The sequence below is a fragment of the Ralstonia nicotianae genome (assembly GCF_018243235.1).
Lineage (GTDB): Bacteria > Pseudomonadota > Gammaproteobacteria > Burkholderiales > Burkholderiaceae > Ralstonia > Ralstonia nicotianae.
Genome location: NZ_CP046674.1, coordinates 2,922,059 through 2,941,470, shown reverse-complemented (window position 1 = coordinate 2,941,470; position 19,412 = coordinate 2,922,059). Strand labels below are relative to the sequence as shown.

General features: G+C 62.8%; 20 protein-coding genes. 14 read left to right on the top strand and 6 right to left on the bottom strand.

Translation table 11 applies throughout. From position 1 onward, the window contains the following. Window positions 1-46 precede the first annotated feature (46 nt). From GO999_RS13470 to GO999_RS13445, 6 genes are all read left to right on the top strand, one after another. Window positions 47-1,012: an AraC family transcriptional regulator gene (locus GO999_RS13470; RefSeq protein WP_016723472.1), complete on the top strand. Its 966-nt coding sequence runs from the start codon at window positions 47-49 to the stop codon at window positions 1,010-1,012. Between the two features lie 109 nt (window positions 1,013-1,121). After that, window positions 1,122-1,580, top strand: a complete 459-nt coding sequence (locus GO999_RS13465) for a (2Fe-2S)-binding protein (protein ID WP_019717613.1) — start codon at window positions 1,122-1,124, stop codon at window positions 1,578-1,580. A 13-nt stretch (window positions 1,581-1,593) separates the two neighbouring features. Then, the gene (locus tag GO999_RS13460; protein ID WP_211906310.1) at window positions 1,594-3,804 is read left to right on the top strand and encodes a xanthine dehydrogenase family protein molybdopterin-binding subunit; all 2,211 of its coding nucleotides are present in this window, start codon (window positions 1,594-1,596) and stop codon (window positions 3,802-3,804) included. Then, on the top strand, window positions 3,804-4,814 hold the full coding sequence (locus tag GO999_RS13455) for an XdhC family protein (protein WP_211906309.1): 1,011 nt from the start codon (window positions 3,804-3,806) through the stop codon (window positions 4,812-4,814). The genes GO999_RS13460 and GO999_RS13455 overlap by 1 nt, the downstream gene beginning before the upstream one ends. Window positions 4,815-4,842: 28 nt before the next feature. Continuing rightward, window positions 4,843-5,157 (top strand): c-type cytochrome, encoded by a 315-nt coding sequence (locus GO999_RS13450; protein ID WP_019717616.1) that lies wholly within the window; start codon window positions 4,843-4,845, stop codon window positions 5,155-5,157. A 212-nt stretch (window positions 5,158-5,369) separates the two neighbouring features. Further along, window positions 5,370-5,726 carry a cyclophilin-like fold protein gene (locus GO999_RS13445; RefSeq protein ID WP_029240226.1) on the top strand — a complete coding sequence of 119 codons (357 nt, stop codon included), beginning with the start codon at window positions 5,370-5,372 and terminating at the stop codon, window positions 5,724-5,726. An 80-nt stretch (window positions 5,727-5,806) separates the two neighbouring features. On the opposite strand, the gene GO999_RS13440 is transcribed toward GO999_RS13445, so the two are convergent. The 3 genes from GO999_RS13440 to GO999_RS13430 are packed head-to-tail and all read right to left on the bottom strand — an operon-like array spanning window position 5,807 to window position 8,225. Then, window positions 5,807-6,535 (bottom strand): carboxymuconolactone decarboxylase family protein, encoded by a 729-nt coding sequence (locus GO999_RS13440; RefSeq protein WP_011000589.1) that lies wholly within the window; start codon window positions 6,533-6,535, stop codon window positions 5,807-5,809. 56 nt (window positions 6,536-6,591) lie between these two features. Further along, entirely contained in the window at window positions 6,592-7,650 is a 1,059-nt protein-coding gene (locus GO999_RS13435; protein WP_011000590.1) for an NAD(P)-dependent alcohol dehydrogenase, read from the bottom strand. A 2-nt stretch (window positions 7,651-7,652) separates the two neighbouring features. After that, a complete protein-coding gene (locus tag GO999_RS13430) occupies window positions 7,653-8,225 on the bottom strand; it encodes a flavodoxin family protein (RefSeq protein ID WP_011000591.1) in 573 nt (190 codons plus the stop codon). 409 nt (window positions 8,226-8,634) lie between these two features. Between GO999_RS13430 and GO999_RS13425 the strand changes: the two genes are divergently transcribed. Together GO999_RS13425 and GO999_RS13420 are read left to right on the top strand one after the other, a co-directional pair. Then, window positions 8,635-9,591, top strand: coding sequence for a LysR family transcriptional regulator (locus GO999_RS13425; RefSeq protein WP_019717617.1), 957 nt, complete (start codon window positions 8,635-8,637; stop codon window positions 9,589-9,591). Window positions 9,592-9,614: 23 nt separating this feature from the next. Further along, complete coding sequence (locus tag GO999_RS13420) at window positions 9,615-9,761, top strand: helix-turn-helix domain-containing protein (RefSeq protein ID WP_211906308.1); 147 nt, start codon at window positions 9,615-9,617, stop codon at window positions 9,759-9,761. Between the two features lie 130 nt (window positions 9,762-9,891). Here GO999_RS13420 and GO999_RS13415 read toward each other — a convergent pair whose 3' ends face one another. Continuing rightward, the gene (locus GO999_RS13415) at window positions 9,892-10,503 is read right to left on the bottom strand and encodes a TetR/AcrR family transcriptional regulator (protein ID WP_249215034.1); all 612 of its coding nucleotides are present in this window, start codon (window positions 10,501-10,503) and stop codon (window positions 9,892-9,894) included. 88 nt (window positions 10,504-10,591) lie between these two features. Between GO999_RS13415 and GO999_RS13410 the strand changes: the two genes are divergently transcribed. Then, entirely contained in the window at window positions 10,592-11,521 is a 930-nt protein-coding gene (locus tag GO999_RS13410) for an NAD(P)-dependent alcohol dehydrogenase (protein ID WP_211906306.1), read from the top strand. Window positions 11,522-11,804: 283 nt separating this feature from the next. Here the strand turns inward: GO999_RS13410 and GO999_RS13405 are convergent, their stop codons facing one another. Next, complete coding sequence (locus tag GO999_RS13405; RefSeq protein WP_135006017.1) at window positions 11,805-12,260, bottom strand: hypothetical protein; 456 nt, start codon at window positions 12,258-12,260, stop codon at window positions 11,805-11,807. A 114-nt stretch (window positions 12,261-12,374) separates the two neighbouring features. Next, window positions 12,375-13,628: an Hsp70 family protein gene (locus GO999_RS13400; protein WP_075465225.1), complete on the bottom strand. Its 1,254-nt coding sequence runs from the start codon at window positions 13,626-13,628 to the stop codon at window positions 12,375-12,377. A 522-nt stretch (window positions 13,629-14,150) separates the two neighbouring features. On the opposite strand from GO999_RS13400, the gene GO999_RS24745 reads away from it, so the two are divergent. The 5 genes from GO999_RS24745 (at window position 14,151) to GO999_RS13375 (ending at window position 19,343) form a co-directional block, all read left to right on the top strand. Continuing rightward, window positions 14,151-14,381, top strand: a complete 231-nt coding sequence (locus GO999_RS24745; protein WP_231137490.1) for a VOC family protein — start codon at window positions 14,151-14,153, stop codon at window positions 14,379-14,381. A 545-nt stretch (window positions 14,382-14,926) separates the two neighbouring features. Next, complete coding sequence (locus tag GO999_RS13390) at window positions 14,927-15,217, top strand: co-chaperone GroES (RefSeq protein ID WP_011000598.1); 291 nt, start codon at window positions 14,927-14,929, stop codon at window positions 15,215-15,217. Window positions 15,218-15,312: 95 nt separating this feature from the next. Further along, the gene (groL, locus tag GO999_RS13385) at window positions 15,313-16,956 is read left to right on the top strand and encodes a chaperonin GroEL (protein WP_011000599.1); all 1,644 of its coding nucleotides are present in this window, start codon (window positions 15,313-15,315) and stop codon (window positions 16,954-16,956) included. Between the two features lie 209 nt (window positions 16,957-17,165). Continuing rightward, the gene (locus GO999_RS13380) at window positions 17,166-18,242 is read left to right on the top strand and encodes a YjgN family protein (RefSeq protein ID WP_011000600.1); all 1,077 of its coding nucleotides are present in this window, start codon (window positions 17,166-17,168) and stop codon (window positions 18,240-18,242) included. A gap of 24 nt (window positions 18,243-18,266) precedes the next feature. Then, window positions 18,267-19,343, top strand: a complete 1,077-nt coding sequence (locus tag GO999_RS13375) for a M48 family metallopeptidase (protein WP_211906305.1) — start codon at window positions 18,267-18,269, stop codon at window positions 19,341-19,343. Window positions 19,344-19,412: the final 69 nt, after the last annotated feature.

Sequence of the window (19,412 nt, the reverse complement as noted above, 5' to 3'; positions counted from 1 at the left end):
GGCACGCCATGAATTACCATCGCACCAGATAGGTTTGGAGGTTCAGATGGACTCCTCGGGCAGCACACAGCAACACGGCAGCACGCACGTCGCGGCATTGCATGAAGCACTGGCACAGTCCATCGGGCGATGGACCGAGGGGCTGGAAGACTGTTCAACATCGATCCCCAACCTGGGGCTTTTCCGGCGGGACACTGCCGTGGAGCCGTGCGTATGCCTGGTGGAGCCCAGTGTTGTTCTGGTTGCTCAGGGCGCCAAGCAACTACAGGTGGGTGATGAGGCATACACCTATGACATTGAGCGTTTTCTGGTCACATCGCTGGATATGCCCGCCGTTTCGCGCGTATTGGATGCCAGCCCGGAGAGGCCATGCCTGGGGCTGGTGTTCAAGCTCGACTTGCGGATCACCGCGGAGCTGATCGCACAGAGCGGCCTGCCGCCACCGACCGAGCCCGCTGCAGAACGAGGCATGGCGCTGGGTACCCTCACGCCGCTCCTGCTGGAGCCGCTGAAGCGATTGGTTGATTTGCTGGACGAGCCGGAGGCCGTTCCGGTACTTGCGCCGCTCATCCAACGTGAAATTCATTTCCGCCTGCTGATGAGTGACCAGGCGACACGCCTGTGGCAGATCGCGTCGGCAGGCAGCCAGGGACACCGGATTGCCAGGGCAATAGACTGGCTGAAGGTGAATTTCGCCCTGCCGCTTCGAATCGACGAACTTGCAGCACGGGTACAAATGAGTACCTCTAGCCTCCATCACCATTTCCGTCAGCTCACCACCATGAGCCCGCTGCAGTATCAGAAATGGCTGCGGCTAAACGAGGCACGGCGCTTGATGCTCAATGAGCATCTGGATGCGGCAACGGCCGCCTTCCGCGTCGGCTACGAAAGTCCTTCGCAGTTCAGTCGCGAATACAGTCGCCTGTTTGGTCAGCCGCCCAAGCGTGATATTGAGGGACTGCTTCGCAAGGCCGAGGACGCGAGCTATTCGCAAGCGGTGGCCAACGCCTAAGCCCCGATGCTGTTGGAGAATCGGGCAAGAAAGCTGGGGGATCGAGCTATCGAGTTTGCCAGGTGGATCCGCAGAATGCGTGACGGCATTCCTCTGCCCGGAGAAACGAATGATCACGCTCGACATCAATGGCAAGCCGACGCACGTCGATGCCGCTCCTGACACACCAATCCTCTGGGCGTTGCGCGACACGCTTCAACTGACCGGCACCAAATATGGCTGCGGCATGGGGTTGTGCGGTGCGTGCACGGTGCACCTGGATGGCCAGCCGATCCGTTCCTGCAGCACGCCGCTGTCCGCCGCCGCCGGCAAGCAGATCACCACCATTGAAGGCGTGGATCGTGCCCGCGTGGGCAAGGCGGTGCAGGAAGCCTGGCGGCACCTCGACGTCGTGCAATGCGGTTACTGCCAATCCGGCCAGATCATGAGCGCCGTGGCGCTGCTAGAGAGCAACCACCAACCCACCGACGCCGATATTGATGCCGCCATGGCGGGCAACATCTGCCGCTGCGCCACTTACGTTCGTATCCGCGCCGCCATTCACGATGCGGCGAAGCGCCTGGCCTAACTGGAGCGCAGCCATGACGAACAAGACCGCTCATATCGAGAACGCAAGTCGGCGCAACTTCCTGAACGGCGCGATGGGATTGACCCTGGCTATTTACCTGCCAGGCGTAGCAGCGGCGACCGGAGCCGGCAAGGCACGAAGTGCGACGGCTCCCGCGCTGGCGTCCTTTGAGCCGAATGCCTTTGTGCGCGTCGCTGCCGACAGCACCGTGACGGTCATCTCGAAACACATCGAGATGGGGCAAGGCACGTATACCGGGCTTGCCACGATCGTCGCCGAGGAGCTCGATGCTGCCTGGTCCCAGGTGCGGGTAGAGGGTGCCCCGGCCGATGCGAAACGGTACAACAACCTGAAGTTCGGCCCGTTCCAGGGAACGGGGGGCAGCACCGCCATTGCCAACTCTTGGGAGCAGTTGCGCCAAGCAGGGGCTACCGCGCGAGCCATGCTGGTTGGCGCCGCGGCCAAGCAGTGGCAAGTTCCCGCAAACGAGATCCGTGTCGAAGATGGGGTGGTGCTGCACTCGCGCAGTGGGCGTAAAGCCAACTTCGGTCAGCTTGCGCGGGCAGCCGCGCAACAGCCCGTGCCGACCGACGTCAAGCTGAAAGACCCGAAGGACTTCAAACTCATCGGCAAGCGCGCACCGCGCAAAGACAGTGCAGACAAGACCAACGGCAAGGCACGCTTCACGCAGGACGTGCATCTGCCCGGCATGCTGACGGCCATGGTTGCGCACCCGCCGCGCTTTGGCGCCAAAGTGAAATCGTTTAACGCGACCCCCGCCAAGGCGGTACAAGGTGTGGTGGACGTGGTGCGGATCCCGACCGGCGTGGCCGTGCTAGCCAAGGATACCTGGAGCGCCCGTAAGGGTCGCGATGCTTTACAGGTGGAGTGGGACGAATCCGCTGCATTCAAGCTGAGCAGCGACGAGATTTTTGCCCGTTACCACGAATTGGCTAAAACGCCGGGCAGCGTGGCCCGCAAGGAGGGCGACGTCGATGCCGCGTTTACTCAACCCGCACGCGTGCTGCGTGCCGCGTACGATTTTCCCTTTCTGGCACATGCGGCCATGGAGCCATTGAACTGCGTCGTGCAACTCAGCCCGAATGCGTGCGAGATCTGGAACGGCGAGCAATTCCAGTCGATTGACCAGACTGCCGTGGCTGCGTTGCTCGGTCTGAAGCCGGAGCAGGTCACGCTCCACATGCTCTACGCCGGCGGCAGCTTCGGCCGGCGCGCCAGCAAGGACGCAGACTACGTGCTCGAAGCCGTGAATGTCGCCAAGGCGAGCAGCAGCCGCGCACCGGTCAAGCTGGTCTGGACACGCGAAGATGACATGCGGGGCGGCTATTACCGTCCGGCGTTTCATCACGCACTGGAAGCGGCGTTGGATACGCAAGGGCGTCCGATTGGTTGGCGCCATCGGCTGGTGGGGCAATCCATCGTGGCCGATACGGTGTTCGGCGGCATGATCAAGGACGGTGTCGACCCGACGTCGGTGGAGGGCGCGGCCAACTTGCCGTATGCCATTCCGGCCCTGCACGTCGATTTGCGCACGCCGCACGATATTCCGGTGCCCTCGCACTGGTGGCGCTCGGTGGGCTCGACCCACACGGCGTATTCCACCGAAACCTTCATCGATGAGCTGGCCATCGCAGCGGGGCAAGACCCTGTCGCCTTCAGGCTCGCGTTGCTGCAAAAGCATCCTCGGCATGCCGGGGCATTGAAGCTCGCTGCGGACAAGGCCGGCTGGGGCCAGCCGCTGGTACCTGCCGCAGATGGCGCCAAGCGGGCGCGCGGTGTGGCCGTGCACGAGTCGTTCGGGACGGTTGTGGCAGAAGTCGCTGAGGTGACGATCAAGCCCGATGGCAGCTTCAGCGTCGATCGAGTGGTCTGTGCGGTCGATTGCGGTGTCGTGGTGAATCCGGATGTGGTGCGTGCGCAGGTGGAGGGCGGCGTCGGTTATGCGCTTTCTGCTGCGCTACACGGTGCGATCACGTTCAAGGACGGTGCGGTGGAGCAATCCAATTTCCATGACTACGCGCCGATCCGCATCAATGAGATGCCGAAGGTCGAGGTGCACATCGTGCCTTCCGCCGAACACCCGACCGGCATTGGCGAGCCGGGGGTGCCGCCGCTGGCGCCAGCAGTGGCTAACGCCATTGCCGCCGCTACGGGCAAGCGGGTGCGCAGTCTGCCGATCCGCCCCGAAGCGTTGACCGCTTGATGCAAGGCGTTGATCTACAGGTACTGGCCGCCGCACGGCAATGGGCGGCCGAGGGGCGGCGCTTTGCGCTTGTGACGGTGGCACGGACCTGGGGGTCGGCGCCGCGCCCGCCCGGCTCATGGCTAGCCCTGCGCGAAGACGGCTTAGTGCAAGGCTCGGTGTCCGGCGGCTGCGTTGAAGACGATCTGATCGCCCGCATGCGGGACGGGTGTCTCTGCGGCAGCCTGCCGTTTGTCTGCAGGTATGGCGTGACCAAGGACGAAGCAACGCGCTTCGGCCTGCCCTGTGGCGGCACGCTGGAACTCGTGGTGGAGCCCGCGCCGGATGTGGCATTGCTGAAAGCGCTGGCAGAGCGATTGGCCAGGCGAGAGCTGGTTCTGCGTCACGTGGATGTGGCTCGCGGAACCACCTCCATCACAAGCGCGCAGCGCGACAGTGCGCTGACCTGGGACGGTACGCGCCTGACCATGGTGTACGGCCCGCAATGGCGTCTGCTCATCGTCGGTGCTGGGCAGGTGTCGCGCTATCTCGCGCAAATGGCGCAGGCACTGGACTACGACGTTACCGTCTGCGATCCGCGTGAGGAATATGGGCCAACGTGGGATGTGCCTGGCGCGCGTCTGGCGACCACCATGCCGGACGACACGCTGCTCGCCATGGCGCCGGACGCCCGCTGCGCGGTGGTGGCGCTCACGCACGATCCGAAGCTCGATGACATGGTGCTGCTGGAAGCGCTCAGGTCCCCGGCGTTCTACGTGGGTGCCCTGGGTTCCCATTTGAACAGCATGCGCCGACGAGAACGACTTGCGCAGTACTTCGACTTCACGGAAGAGGCGTTGGCGCGCCTGCACGGCCCGGTCGGTTTGCCCATCGGCAGCCACACACCGCCCGAGATTGCCGTTGCCATTCTCGCCGAGATGACGGCCGTGAAAAACGGCGCGGCGTTGCCGGTGACACGAACGACAGCAGCGACACAGACAGATCACGCCTCTGCATGTGACGTGCCTTGACCCACGTTAGCCCCAGGGAGAATAAGCCATGTACAAAACATGTTTGTCGTTGATTCTGGCCTGGATGGGCGCAAGCGCTCAGGCCAGCGACGCGCTGGCATCGCGGTACGCATGTGTTGCCTGCCACCAACCGGCCGTGAAAACCGTCGGCCCGTCGTGGAGCGACATCGCCGCCAAATACGCAGACGGCAGCAAGAGCGCCGAGCAACTGGCCGCTTCCATCAAGCGCGGAGGTTCTGGCAATTGGGGGCCGGTACCCATGCCTGCGCAGCCTGCGCTTTCCGATGCGGATGCCCTGGCGCTTGCCAAGTGGGTGCTTGGCAAGCATCAGCCGAAATCGTGAGCAAGTTGAATGCGACGGGCGGTCAGTCCTGATGTAGGGAACCGTCCATGCAATGGCTAACACCCCGCAAATTGGCCCTGACTCAGATGCGATACACCGCCATCGCGCTATCGGTCGTGCTTTCCCAGGCTCCGCTCTGTGTGGCGGGGGGCGTAACCCAGAAGGCCCGCGCAGCAGAACCCACTGCCGGCGCCGGTCAAGGAGCCATCCACTTGAAGGTTCGCCTGACCACGGTCGACGGCAAGATCATCACTGCGACGCTAAATGACAGCGCGACTGCACAGGACTTTGCCGCGCTGCTTCCGCTGACGTTGTCTCTCGATGACTACGCGGCGACTGAGAAGATTGCCTATTTGCCGAGGAGGCTATCCACGGCTGGCGTTCCTGATGGTTTCACGCCTTCGGTGGGCGACATCACCTATTACGCCCCTTGGGGCAATCTAGCGATCTTCCACAAGGATTTTCGCTACTCGGAGAAGCTCGTCAGCCTAGGCCAAATCGATTCAGGCATGGAGAGTCTGAGGCGGGGCGGGGTGCTTAAGGTGACGATAGAACGCATTGAGAAATAGGAGGCGTTTCGCCTCCAGCCCCCTGCTCGAACGTTGGCGTTCTGCTCCGTCCTGAGGGGGCGTAGATTCTCGCGACTCGGTTATCCGGCGGCGCTGTCGCTCCAATATCTGCTCACGGCGGAAGCCGCCTGGATCGCGTTGCCCCATCCGCCATAGAAGGCAACATGCGCCAGCAGCTCACCGATTGCTTCCTTGGTGACACCGCTTGCCAACGCGCGCTCCAGATAGGTCGGCAACACGTCCGCCTGCCCTTGCGCTGCCAGGGAAGCGATCGTGGCAAGTGCGCGGTCGCGCGTCGCCAGGCCCGGCCTCAGCCAGACCTCGTGATTGAGCAGCGCATCGGTGAAGTGCAGCAAGGCCTGTGAAGCAGGCGCGACGTTGGCCTCCAGGAACGCGGTCCGTTTTGCCGCGCCTGGCAGCGCCTCTTCTGCCGCAAGCAAAGCGGGAGAAACCTCGGGAAGCGCATCGACGGTGATGCCGCGTGCCTCGAAGATGCCCTTGAGCACGGCCACTGCGCCGAACGAGTACGCAAAGCTCGCATAGAACGCCAGGTGGGTCAGCAACTCGGAAAGCTCGCTCGGCTTTAGCCCGCTGTCGAGCGCCTTGTTGAGGTAGTGGTCATAGGCGTTGGACGCGTTTCGGGAAACCAGCACGGAAAGCGTGACGATCGCGCGGTCGCGCGGCTGGAGCCCTGGGCGGTGCCAGAGTTCTTCGACGATCCTGTGCCGGGTGTAAGGCACGAGAACCGGAGAAACCGCGCCGATCATCTGAAACAGCGGATCGGTGCTTGATGATGCGCTTGTGTTCATGTTGTCAGTGTTGTGGTGGACTCGCAAGGGCGTGTGCCCTTGCGGAGTCGATGGTGTCAGGGCTTGTCCGCCGCCAGTGATGACATATCAATGACGAAGCGATATTTCACGTCGCTCTTGAGCAGCCGTTCATACGCTGCGTTGATCTGCTGGATCGGGATGATCTCGACATCCGACACGACGTTGTGCGCCCCGCAGAAGTCGAGCATCGCCTGCGTTGCGGCAATGCCGCCGATGAACGATCCCGCGATGGCCTTGCGGCCGAACACGAGTGCTCTTGCAGAAACCGGCTCGTTCAGCGGTCCCATGTAGCCGACCAAGACCAAGGTACCGTTAAGCGCTAGGGTAGGCAGGTACGGATTGACGTCGTGCTCGTAGGGAACGGTGTCCACGATCAAGTCGAAGCGCCCGGCCACGGACGCCATCTGGCTAGCATCGGTCGACAGCACGACGTGATTGGCGCCGAGACGCCGTGCATCGAGCTCCTTATTGGGCGAACGGGTCAACAGGGTGACCTCTGCCCCGAGCGCTTTGGCCAGCTTCAGGGCCATGTGACCCAGGCCGCCCAAGCCCACAACGGCGACCTGGCTGCCCGGGCCGACTTTCCACTGATGCAGCGGCTCCCACGTCGTGATTCCGGCGCAGAGCAGAGGTGCGGCACCGGCCGGGTCAAGCCCATTGGGAATGCTCAAGACAAACTTGTCCGATACGACCAGCGTGTTCGAGTAGCCGCCGAAGGTTCTCGTGTGGTCATGCCGGTCCGTTCCGTTGTAGGTGAAGACCGGTCCCGCCTGGCAGTGCTGTTCATAGCCCGCGAGGCAAGGGTTGCAGTGCTGGCACGAATCGACCATGCATCCGACGCCAACCGTGTCCCCCACCTTAAAGCGGGTGACTTCGCTACCGACCCGCGTGACGCGTCCGATGATTTCGTGACCCGGCACGACAGGGTAGTTCGTATACCCGCCATGGTTCTTTGCGATGTGGAGGTCTGTGTGGCAGACGCCGCAGTAGAGCACGTCCAGAACGACATCGTCCGGACGTGGCTCCCGCCGCTCAAAGCGCAATGGTACGAGCGCATCGGTTGAAGACGCAGCAGCGTATCCCAGGGCCTGCATGGTTAGGCTCCCTCGGGGACAACCGCTGCGGCGCTGAATTGTCGGGTGATCTCGGCAACGCGCCGGCCGAGATGTCGCGCGGTGCTCAGATCGCTTGCAATGGGCGACAACTCCGGCGATTCGTCGTTCGATTGCGCCATGGCACCGAGCCAGCCGCCGACGCGATTCATATCGTTCGCGGTCTTTCCGGGGAAGAGATCGAGCCCGACCCAGATCATGCCGTGTTGGGCGGCGAAGAGCGCCATGGTCACCAGCGAATGCAGCTTGTCGCCATGCATGGCGCCAGAGTTGGTGAAGCCGGCCGCGATCTTGTTGCGCCACAGTTGCGGCATCCATGCCTTCCGGGTCGAATCCTCCATGAACTTCTTGAAACGCGCGGATACCGAGCCGTTGTAGGTCGGCGAGCCGAAGATGATGGCGTCGCTGCCGGCCAGGGCTTCCCAGTCGATTTCGTCGTTGGCCAGGGCGATCAGAACGGCTTCGGCGCCAGGCGTTTGGCGAACGCCTTCCGCAATCGCCTCGGCTTGCTTTTTGGTGTGGCCATAGCCGCTGTCATAGATGATGGAAACAGACATCAGATTTCTCCTTGATTGGATGCTGTTCCCAGAATGCGCTTCTGGATGTGTCATCAGAAGTAGGGGATTGGTTGTGTCGGCCTCAACTCAAGGTTGATGATGCTGATGTTCCGACGTTCTTGGAAAGAATGCCCAGCTCACGGGAGCGGGGCTTGAAAGCGGCGGGGATGCCGGCTACTTCCGTTGCGCGCAAGAACTGAGTTGGCTGCTGGTCGGGCATCACCGGAAGGTCTTCGGCCAACCGTCCCCGTTCGATTGAGACCGAAAGCCGCACGCCAAGCAGTCGGGCGGAGGATGCCCAGCGAGAGGATTGACCGGAAGTCAGGAATGGGTTGTTTTGGTCTAAACCTGAGGTTGATACTGAGCTGAGTGCTCGGCGTGCTACCTTGCTCGATGATCGGGAGACCGCATGGATTCATCGCACCGGGTACGCGCAATCCTTTCCTTCGTCCAAGCCGCGACTACGGGCAGCTTTGCAGCAGCCGGGCGCGTGCTCGGCATATCGTCTGCTGCGGTAAGCAAGAACGTCGCCGGTCTCGAAAAGGCGCTGAAGGTTCGTCTGATGAACCGGACGACGCGGACGCTCCAGCTCACTGAAGAGGGGGCCGTATTCCTTCGACAAGCGCGGCTGGCCCTCGAAGCGCTCGATGTCGCGGTCGACGCTGTCGCAGCGAAGCGTGACGAACCCACTGGGCGCGTTCGCATATCAACCAGTGCGGCTTTCGGGCAGCAGCAACTCATGCCCATGCTGCCCGGCCTCCTCGCGCGCTATCCCGGCTTATCCGTGCTGGTCGATTTCGATGATCGGATTGTCGATTTGGTTCGCGATGGCTACGACCTTGCGCTACGAGGGGGCCACATGCGGGATTCCGCCTTGGTATCCCGCCCGGTTTGCCGGCTCAATAAGATCCTCGTTGTATCCCCCGGCTATCTTGCCCATCACGCGGTGCCACGCATGATCGAGGATCTACAGCAACACAAACTGGTTGCCCGGCGCTTTCTTGGGGGCGCGGTGGATGCCTGGAGCTTCCAAGCGCAAGACGGCAGTATCACGACGCTTGATCCGTCGGATACAGCGGTCCTCACGCTGTCCGCGCCGGAAGCTGTTGTTGAAGCCGCAGTCGATGGCATCGGTATTGCGCAGGTGGGGGTGCATCTCGCTTGGGACCATTTGGTATCCGGCAAGTTGAAGGTAGTCCTTCGCCGTCAGCTTCACCCTGGGACATACGAGATGGCGATCCAGTATCCCCACCGTGCCCTGATTGCACCACGTGTTCGTGTGGTTGTGGACTACTTGCTGGAAGCGTTTGCTACGAACCGCGCTCTGCATGTGCCGCTGGACTCGCTAGACGAATTCTTGGCCTGAGGCTTGCTCGAACGGCCTCCAATATGGAGATCGCAGCGACGCTCCACATCAGCGTGGAAACAGTAAAGACGCACGTCCGGCAAATTCTCATGCGAATGGGTGCCCGCAACCGCACGGAAATCGCATCGATGTATCAGCTCGTCGTCCAGGCCGATGGGCCGAAAGGCTAAGAGCGACGTCCTTTTACGATCCCTCGATGTCAGTCCAGAAGGCGAGGAGATATGCCCGTCTCGCAGGGCCGGCGGTCCTTGTTGACTGTGGAGCTCGCGGCACCGCAACGCCGATGATTTCGGTACAAGGTCACTGCACCGCCGAGCGCAAATTCTCGAACGTCTTTTCAATCCGCTTGGTGAGCGACTCTTTCCCACCTTCATCAACCCATTCATCGATTGCGGCGCGAAACGCGCCGAGGCCCGCCATCGCCACCATTCGAAGGAGTCCGCGACGGCCGCGCTGCGGCCAAAGCCGGCACAGCGCCTCGAACGCGGCGTTCTCCAGGTTCATGAATTTGGCATGGTTGGCTGCGCGCAGCTGCTCGCTCGAGCGGAGAACCCTCGCGATGTCGATCGCCTTCTCTGCATCAAAGTGCGACGCCAGCTTCTGCAGCGCACCGCACAATGCTTCAAGGGGCGATTGGTCTGTCGCTGCTTGCAGCACCGCGTCGTACAGGGCGTCGACTAGCCCGCCTTGCCAGGCGAGCAGGATCTCGTCTTTCGATGTGAAGTAGTGGAAGAAGGTCCGCCTGGAAATGCCGGCGGCCGCGGCGACGTCATCAAGCGTTGTGGCTTCGTAACCCTTGGCGATAAAGAGATCGAGCCCCGTTTGCGCGATGCGTTGCAGCGTGTCGCGACGCTTCCTTTCGCGCAGTCCGTCCTGCGCACGATCCTCTGACTGACTGTTCATGTTCGGCATGCCCGCATCGTAGCAGCCCCATTGCACTGCTTGCAACATTGCACTCAGTGCATTATTGTGTGCGCTGAGTGCAAATTTTGGGGCGTGCATGAAACGGGTTCAGTTTGATCGTTACGGCAGTGCCGATGCCATGCGCGTCGGAAAGTACGAGGTACGGCAGCCCAAGCGGGGGCAGGTTCTGGTTCGTGTCAAAGCCGCCGCCATCAATCCTTTGGACTGGAAACAGCGTCAGGGGGCCATGCGGTTGTTCATGGACAAACGGTTCCCCAAAGGGATGGGTTCCGACTTCGCGGGGGTGGTCGAGGCAGTCGGCGAGGGTGTGGACACGTTCCACGTTGGCGACGAGGTGCTAGGCACCATGGACGTCAAGCGCCCCGACGCTTTCGCCGAAGCGCTGGTCACAGCCTCTACCAACCTCGTCAGGAAGCCGTCGCAGCTCTCTTTTGAAGAGGCAGCTTGCCTGCCGATCCCGTGCGCGACAGCGTGGGCTGCCGTGTTGCTCAAGGGGCAGGTGTCTAGCCGCAAGCGTGTGTTGATCAATGGATGTACTGGCGCGGTTGGCGCAATGGCGGCACAGCTTGCTATGGCGAACGGCGCGCAGGTAGCGGGCACGTGTAGCCGCACGTCGATGGAGCGCGCAAGAAAGGCCGGTTTGGATCGCATTTTTGATTATGCCGATCCAGATTCCTGGTCCGCGGAGGGACCATTTGATGTGATCTTCGACACCGCTGGCACGCTACCAGTCGGCCACGGGCTATCGATGCTCAAGCCGAGGGGCGTCTTCGTCGACATCAATCCGACACCGCGCCGCCTGCTGCGAGGCATGTTGACTCGTCGCTACAAACTCGTGTTTGCCACGATGGCTTTGCGGCATCTCGCCGAGATCGCGCAACTGGCGGCGCAAGGCACCCTGAAGCCGACTATCGGCCTGGAAAAGCCATTCTCCGACGCCGTGGAAACAATCACGGCGGTCGAGCATGGTTTGCGTACTCCGGGCCGGGTGGTCCTTACTTTCTAATTCGCGCCCGCCCGGGCTCAAGTCAGGCTTCGTGTGGGCAGCACATCCCTTTAGCAAATGGCCGTCGGTCTACCACCGACTTCACGGGTTCAGTCGCCTCTGTGAGCACGGCCCGATTTTCAATGAGGTTTCGAACATGAGCAACCAAACTGAAGACGTGCTGGCCAGTATGTCTTCGATTTCCTGAGTGCGACCGCAAAGGCGAAAGGCTCTAACGACTGCCGCGTGCAGAAGGGGTGTTTGAACTCGGTTCAGCAATCGCTGAATGCCCGCTGGCGACGGATCATTCATCAGACTCGTGTGGAGCCATCGGGCTGCGTCTGATGGCGACGGCAAGTTGCCCCGTGCGAGCAGGTCGCTCCACTGTTGCCCCAGGACCGAAGTAATCAACGCAATAAAATTTGTTTCGCCGTCGGGCAAGCGCAAGCGCGGCACGTCCGCCGTCTAGCAGCAAGACGGGCAAGAGCAGGCGTTGCACGTCCTCTGGTTGCGACTTTGCGAAACCAACAATCTCGGCCAACGACGATCGGCGCCCATAGCGGGCGGCAATTAAGAGCCATGTCAGGCCCTCTCGACGCTCCATGGCGTTTGCCGCTAGGGAGACCGTGAATACGAGCAGGTCATAGAAACGGGAAGGATTGAGTGTGAGGATCGCTTCGACCACAGGTCGCGCCCAATCATGGTCTCCGAAATAGCGGGAACGCTGCTGCGCCAGCATGTCGATGAGAAGAACATCCACGTCTCTTTGAGCGCGTTCCGATAGGATGGAGCGAAGGAGATAAAAATCGGCTATCCCAGCCCGAATGGTTCGATACGCTCGAAACGTCCCGCCGTCCCTCAGCCTTTCAGCCCGTCAGCTAAACTTGCGCGCCGCATCGCGCGCCAGGCCAGAACCGATCCCGCCGAACAGGTCGCCCTCGACGCGCCGCGCCGACGGCAGCACTTGCGCCAGTTGCTCGCGCAGCAACGGCACCCCGCTGGAGCCGCCGGCGAAGAGAATGGTATCGACCGTTTCCGCTGCGACGCCCGCCGTCTTCAGCATCGCCTGCACCGTCGAGACCGTCTTGCCGACCAGCTTCCCAATCGACTGGTCGAAATCCTCGCGCGTGACGGGCTGCTTCAACTCGGGCGCGATGCGCTGCAGGTCGATCTCCGCCACCGGGACGTCCGACAGCGCGATCTTCGCGTCTTCCACCTGGATGGCCAGCCAGTGGCCGGCGCGCTCGCGGATCAGGCGGATTAGGCGGTCGAGTTTTTCGGTGTCGGCGACATCTCGGTAATTGTCCATCACCACCGCCCACGCCTTGCGCGTGTACACGTGGTTGATGGTGTGCCAGCTCGCCAGGTCGAAATACTGGCCGGACGGCATCGCCTTGCCGTTGCGCAGCGTGCTGTTCAGGCCCAGTAGCGGCATCACGTTGGCTAGGCTCAAGGCGCGGTCGAAGTCGGTGCCACCGATGTGAACGCCGCCGTTGGCGAGGATGTCCTCGCGGCGGTCAGGGCGTTTCGCGCGGTCGGGCGACAGGCGCACCAGCGAGAAGTCCGACGTACCGCCGCCAATGTCCGCCACCAGCACAAGTTCTTCACCGCTGATGCCGGCCTCGTAGTCGAACGCGGCGGCGATGGGCTCGTACTGGAAGGCGATCTCGTCGAAGCCGGCGTCGCGCGCGATTTCCGACAGCGTGTCTTCGGCGAGCTGGTCGGCCTTGGGATCTTCGTCGATGAAGAACACCGGGCGGCCCAGCACGGCGCGGCGGAATTCATGGCCGGCGGCGCGCTCGGCGCGCCTCTTGAGTTCGCCGATGAAATGCGCCAGCAGCTTGCGGAAGGGCATGGCCTGGCCCATGACCTCGGTGCTGTCGTCCATCATCGACGTGCCGAGCAGGCTCTTGAGCGAGCGCATCAGGCGGCCCTCGTAGCCGGCAAGATAGTCGGTCAGCGCGGCACGGCCGTAGCTGACCAGCGGGTCTTCGGCGTGAAAGAAGATGACGGAAGGCAGCGTAACCTTGCCGTCTTCGAGCGGCAGCAGGGTGGGTGCGTCCGAGCGCAGCCAGCCGACGGTGGAGTTGGACGTGCCGAAATCGACGCCGCAAGCGTTTGACATCATAGGATTGTGGCTTCTCGAGTGCAGCGGGAGGCATGCGCCTGCACGGGATATCAGGAGCGGGCGCCACCGGCGAAGGGGCGCTATTGTAGTGGCTTTGTGCGACGGATCCCCTCACGGCGCCCGCTGTTACGCGCCGTCATGCGTCAGCGGGCTCGCGACCTGTGATGCTAGTGGGGCAAAGAGAGGCAGAACCGCGAAATGAAACGCAGAGCTCAGCTCGATGCTGGGCTCCGCGTTCCTATGTGAAAGGCTAAGGGCAAGCACGACGTTGGTATGTGAAGAAGGTTATTCCGAACCCGGCCATGAAGCGTCATTCGACACAGGGCAGAATGGCTGACAATCTACGGGCCGACTCTAAATGGAGTGACACATTGGCTAACGCGCTTACCGACCTCAGTTCTTTCTCTTTCGTGCTCGCAGTGCGGGACCTCGAAGCCAGTGCCTCGTACTTTCGTGATGCGCTTGGTTTCCGGCTGGACTGGCCATGACGGCATGGGTTGGAAATTGGCTACCAGAGGGAGTGTGCGCATCATGATCGGACACTGCCCGGATGCGATGCTGCCTTCAGCAACCGGCGACCACAGTTACTTTGGCTACCTCACAGTGGCGAACGCCGACGCGCTTCATGCGGAACTCGTCGGTCGCGGCGCCATCATCCTGCAACCTCCAGCCAACCAACCCCACGGCATGCGCGAGTTTCTTGTGGGGGCGCCGGATGGGCATCGAATGATGATTGGGCAGGACCTGTCGTAACCTGCGCGCAAATAGAATCGGCAGCACAGCGGATCGCGTACAGAAGGCCGGCGTCCGCTATCGGCCAAGAGTGGACGCCGGCATCCCTCTGGGTATACAGACGACAGACGAGAGGTCAACATCGGTCCGCCATTCGGAAAGTGAAACTATTTTTGTGACGCATTAATCTCTTTCGCACCGCTCTGAAGAGCGGCTCGACTTCGCGTGAACTTCGATCGTTGCGAATCCTCGGCCCCTTTCGCGCCAAATCTCCACCATCTCCAATTTCGCTAACCTATTGATGGGAAAGCTGTTTTTTGCCGTGCGGTCAGACAGGCGCAGCGCAGAGTTCAGAGTTGAGCGAACAAAGTTCAGCGTTGAGTGAATCTCGACAACAACCGACAGCTGGTCCCCCCCGTTCTTGAAATAGTCACACCCCGTCCATATAATTGGCACTCGCCTGGAGGGAGTGCTAACAACTTGCTCCCGCCGCCGAAGCTTCCTGAGCGCCGCACTTGAGCGGCGCGTTTTGTGAATAAACACTCACTTTGCATCGAGGAGTTTGTATGAATCTGCGTCCCTTGCATGATCGCGTGATCGTGAAGCGCCTGGACAACGAGACGAAGACCGCATCCGGCATCGTCATTCCCGACGCCGCCGCAGAAAAGCCGGATCAGGGCGAAGTGCTGGCTATCGGCCCGGGCAAGAAAGACGACAAGGGCAACCCGATCGCGCTGGACGTCAAGGTTGGCGACCGCGTGCTGTTCGGCAAGTACGCCGGCCAGGCCGTGAAGGTGGATGGCCAGGAACTGCTGGTCATGCGCGAAGAAGACATCATGGCCGTGGTGACGAAGTAAGCGCGCGCTCGGTCGCAATCGCTTACGCGTAACCCATTCCTCATTGCTCGCGCGGTCTGCGCGGGCAACACCCAAAGTATTCGGAGATTCTGAAGATGGCAGCTAAAGACGTAGTGTTCGGCGATGCCGCACGCGCCAAGATGGTCGAGGGCGTCAACATCCTCGCCAACGCCGTGAAGGTGACCCTGGGCCCGAAGGGCCGCAACGTGGTGCTGGAGCGCAGTTTCGGTGGCCCGACCGTGACCAAGGACGGCGTGTCGGTCGCCAAGGAAATCGAGCTGAAGGACAAGCTGCAGAACATGGGCGCGCAGATGGTCAAGGAAGTGGCTTCCAAGACCAGCGACAACGCCGGTGACGGTACCACCACCGCCACGGTGCTGGCCCAGTCGATCGTGCGCGAAGGCATGAAGTACGTGGCCGCCGGCATGAACCCGATGGACCTGAAGCGCGGCATCGACAAGGCCGTCGCCGCTGCCGTCGAAGAGCTGAAGAAGATCAGCAAGCCGACTACCACCAGCAAGGAAATCGCCCAGGTTGGCGCCATCTCGGCCAACAGCGACGAGTCGATCGGCGCGCGCATCGCTGAAGCGATGGACAAGGTGGGCAAGGAAGGCGTGATCACCGTGGAAGACGGCAAGTCGCTGGAAGACGAGCTGGACGTCGTGGAAGGCATGCAGTTCGACCGCGGCTACCTGTCGCCGTACTTCATCAACAACCCGGAAAAGCAGGTTGTTCAGCTGGACAACCCGTTCGTGCTGCTGTTCGACAAGAAGATCAGCAACATCCGCGACCTGCTGCCGGTGCTGGAGCAAGTGGCCAAGGCCGGCCGTCCGCTGCTGATCGTCGCTGAAGATGTCGAAGGCGAAGCCCTGGCAACGCTGGTGGTCAACAACATCCGTGGCATCCTGAAGACCGCCGCCGTCAAGGCTCCGGGCTTCGGCGACCGCCGCAAGGCCATGCTGGAAGACATCGCCATCCTGACGGGCGGCCAGGTCATCGCTGAAGAAGTCGGCTTGACGCTGGAAAAGGCGACCCTGAACGATCTGGGCCAAGCCAAGCGTGTGGAAATCGGCAAGGAAAACACCACGATCATCGATGGCGCCGGCGATGCCCGCAACATCGAAGCGCGCGTCAAGCAAGTGCGCGCCCAGATCGAGGAAGCCACGTCGGACTACGACCGTGAGAAGCTGCAAGAGCGCGTGGCCAAGCTGGCCGGCGGCGTGGCAGTGATCAAGGTTGGCGCGGCCACCGAAGTCGAAATGAAGGAAAAGAAGGCCCGCGTGGAAGACGCCCTGCACGCTACCCGCGCTGCCGTGGAAGAAGGCATCGTGGCTGGCGGCGGCGTTGCGCTGCTGCGTGCCCGTGCGCTGATCTCCGGCCTGAAGGGTGCCAACGCTGACCAGGACGCCGGCATCAAGATCGTGCTGCGCGCCATGGAAGAGCCGCTGCGCCAGATCGTCACGAACGCTGGCGACGAGGCTTCGGTGGTGGTGGCCAACGTCATCGCAGGCAAGGGCAACTACGGCTACAACGCCTCCACCGGCGAGTACGGTGACCTGGTGGAAATGGGCGTGCTGGACCCGACCAAGGTGACCCGCACCGCGCTGCAGAACGCCGCTTCGGTCGCATCGCTGATGCTGACGACGGACTGCGCCGTGGCCGAACTGCCGAAGGACGATGCAGCTCCGGCAATGCCGGGCGGCATGGGTGGCATGGGCGGCATGGACGGCATGATGTAATCAGCCTTCCGGCAATCCGGGCCCGGCCGCCTCGCGCAGGCGGCCGTTCCGAACAAAAAACCCCGCGGGTGCGAGCCTGCGGGGTTTTTTGTTGTCCGGTGGCCGGATTATTAAGGCCGAGTGAGCAGCGGTACGGGACGCCGTTGGCTACAATCGGCTCGCACCGCCGCGCGGCGGACGAACAACAATCCAAAGGGAAGGGTCATCAGATGAACGACATCGCACGTGAGCCCGTACTGGGCGGCGCCCCGGCTCCGGCCGTCCCGCAACCGTTGAGGGTGCGTTTCTGCGGCAGCGGCTCGGAGTACTTCCGTATCTGGATCGTCAACCTGCTGTTGACCATCGTGACGCTGGGCATCTATTCGGCGTGGGCCAAGGTGCGCACGCTGCAGTATTTCTACCGCAACACCCAACTGGGCGGTGCGAGCTTCGACTACCACGGCAGCCCGACCGCCATTCTCAAGGGCCGGGCGATCATCTTTGTGCTGGCGCTGGCGTTCAACCTGTCGGGCCAGGTGTCGCCGGTGCTGACGCTGCTGCTGCTGGCGGCGATCGGGCTGGTGTTTCCGTGGTTGCTGGTGCGGTCGCTGCGCTTCCGCATGGCGAATTCCAGCTACCGGGGCCTGCGCTTCGCCTTCACCGGCAAGGACGCGCAGGCGTACAAGGTCTTCCTGCTGTGGCCGGTCCTGACGGTGTTCACGTTCAATCTGCTGGCGCCGTTCGCGCATCAGCGCTTCAAGCAGTATCAGCACAGGAACACGCGCTTCGGGACCACGTCGTTTGATTTCTCCGCGACGGCCGGCCAGTTCTACGGCGTCTATCTGCGCACCTTCGGGATGGCCATCCTGGCGGTGATGGCGGTGGGCGTGGTGGTCGTCCTGGCGGGCGTTTCCGCGGCAGCCGGCGCGGCGTCCGGCGGCCGGGCCATCGCGGTCAGCCTGATGGTGCTGGCCATGTATGCGGCCATGCTGTTTCTCGGGCCGTATTTCCTGGCGCGGCTGCAGAACGTTGTGTGGAACCACACCACGCTGGGCGCGCACCGCTTCCAGAGCCAGGTGAGCGCGGGCAAGCTGTTCTGGATCTTTATCTCCAATGCCGCGCTGCTCATCGTCACGCTGGGCCTGTTCACGCCCTTCGCGCGCGTGCGCTCGGCCCGCTACAAGCTGGAATCGGTGACGATGCTGGCCGCGGGCTCGCTCGACACCTTCGTCGCCGGCGAGTCTACCCGGGTGGGGGCGCTGGGCGATGCGGCGGTCGACTGGTACGACATCGACATCGCCCTGTGAGGCCGGCGGGATGAGGGCGCGCGCATGATTCTCGCCACGTATTTCGATGGCCGCACGTCCCGTGCGCAGCCGGTGCGTCTGGCGGTCGAGCAGGGCGAGGCGGTCCTGTTCGACCCGGAGGGCGTGCCGGTGCGCCGTGCGCCGCTGTCCGCGCTGCGGGTGTCGGAGCGCGTCAAGCATGCGCCGCGCCTGGTCACGTTCGAGGATGGCGCCTTCTGCGAGATCGCCGATCCGGCCGAGCAGCAGGCATTGAATGCGCTGCTGCACCGGACCGGCTACCGCGAAGGTGCGGTGGTGCGGGCGCAGAACAGCTGGCGGCTGGCGCTGGGAGCGCTGGCGCTCACGCTGGCCGTGCTGGTGCTGGGGTATCGCTATGGCTTGCCGTGGGGCGCCAAGGTGCTGGCCGGCATGGTGCCGCAGCGGGTGGAGGCGCAGCTCGGCCACGCCTCGCTGGCGGCCTTCGACCAGCACTGGCTCGAGCCCAGCAAGCTGCCGCAGGCGCAGCAGGTGCGCATCCGCGCGCGGTTTGCCGCGCTGCGCGCGCCCGATGCCACGCATGCCTACACCATCGCGTTCCGCGACGCGGGCAAGCTCGGCGCCAACGCTTTCGCGCTGCCCGGCGGCGACATCATCGTCACCGACGCGCTGGTCAGGCTGGTGGGCGAGGGCGACGGCCTGATGGGCGTGCTGGCGCACGAAGCGGGCCACGTCGAGTACCGGCACGGCCTGCGGCAGCTGATCCAGTCGTCCGCCATCGGCGCGACGGCGGCGCTGCTGTTCGGCGATATCTCCACCATCCTGGCCGGCGTGCCGGCGACCATGCTGACGCTGCGCTACTCGCGCGATTACGAGCGCGACGCCGACCGCTATGCCGCGCGGATGCTGCAGTCGAACGGATTGTCGGTGGCCGCGTTCGCGGACGTGCTGCAGGCGCTGGAAGACAGCCATGGCGGCGCGCGCGGCACCGGCAGCGGCGCCGGCAGGAAGGAGGAAGACCGCGATGATGCCTCCGGATTCTTCTCGTCCCACCCGCTCACGCGCGAGCGCATCGAAACCCTGCGCCGTTTCGACCGCACGCACGGCGGCAGCGATGCGGATTGACGCACCGGGTCCGGACGCGCCTCCCCGACCTGGGTATTTCGATTTCGGTTTGGCGTCTCGGGAGGCATC

Excerpts from the sequence above, each read along its gene's own strand:
- GO999_RS13470 (WP_016723472.1), top strand. The coding sequence starts at position 47 with ATGGACTCCTCGGGCAGCACACAGCAACACGGCAGCACGCACGTCGCG.
- GO999_RS13465 (WP_019717613.1), top strand. The coding sequence starts at position 1,122 with ATGATCACGCTCGACATCAATGGCAAGCCGACGCACGTCGATGCCGCT.
- GO999_RS13460 (WP_211906310.1), top strand. The coding sequence starts at position 1,594 with ATGACGAACAAGACCGCTCATATCGAGAACGCAAGTCGGCGCAACTTC.
- GO999_RS13455 (WP_211906309.1), top strand. The coding sequence starts at position 3,804 with ATGCAAGGCGTTGATCTACAGGTACTGGCCGCCGCACGGCAATGGGCG.
- GO999_RS13450 (WP_019717616.1), top strand. The coding sequence starts at position 4,843 with ATGTACAAAACATGTTTGTCGTTGATTCTGGCCTGGATGGGCGCAAGC.
- GO999_RS13440 (WP_011000589.1), bottom strand. The coding sequence starts at position 6,535 with ATGAACACAAGCGCATCATCAAGCACCGATCCGCTGTTTCAGATGATC.
- GO999_RS13435 (WP_011000590.1), bottom strand. The coding sequence starts at position 7,650 with ATGCAGGCCCTGGGATACGCTGCTGCGTCTTCAACCGATGCGCTCGTA.
- GO999_RS13430 (WP_011000591.1), bottom strand. The coding sequence starts at position 8,225 with ATGTCTGTTTCCATCATCTATGACAGCGGCTATGGCCACACCAAAAAG.
- GO999_RS13425 (WP_019717617.1), top strand. The coding sequence starts at position 8,635 with ATGGATTCATCGCACCGGGTACGCGCAATCCTTTCCTTCGTCCAAGCC.
- GO999_RS13420 (WP_211906308.1), top strand. The coding sequence starts at position 9,615 with ATGGAGATCGCAGCGACGCTCCACATCAGCGTGGAAACAGTAAAGACG.
- GO999_RS13415 (WP_249215034.1), bottom strand. The coding sequence starts at position 10,503 with ATGCCGAACATGAACAGTCAGTCAGAGGATCGTGCGCAGGACGGACTG.
- GO999_RS13410 (WP_211906306.1), top strand. The coding sequence starts at position 10,592 with ATGAAACGGGTTCAGTTTGATCGTTACGGCAGTGCCGATGCCATGCGC.
- GO999_RS13400 (WP_075465225.1), bottom strand. The coding sequence starts at position 13,628 with ATGATGTCAAACGCTTGCGGCGTCGATTTCGGCACGTCCAACTCCACC.
- GO999_RS13390 (WP_011000598.1), top strand. The coding sequence starts at position 14,927 with ATGAATCTGCGTCCCTTGCATGATCGCGTGATCGTGAAGCGCCTGGAC.
- groL (WP_011000599.1), top strand. The coding sequence starts at position 15,313 with ATGGCAGCTAAAGACGTAGTGTTCGGCGATGCCGCACGCGCCAAGATG.
- GO999_RS13380 (WP_011000600.1), top strand. The coding sequence starts at position 17,166 with ATGAACGACATCGCACGTGAGCCCGTACTGGGCGGCGCCCCGGCTCCG.
- GO999_RS13375 (WP_211906305.1), top strand. The coding sequence starts at position 18,267 with ATGATTCTCGCCACGTATTTCGATGGCCGCACGTCCCGTGCGCAGCCG.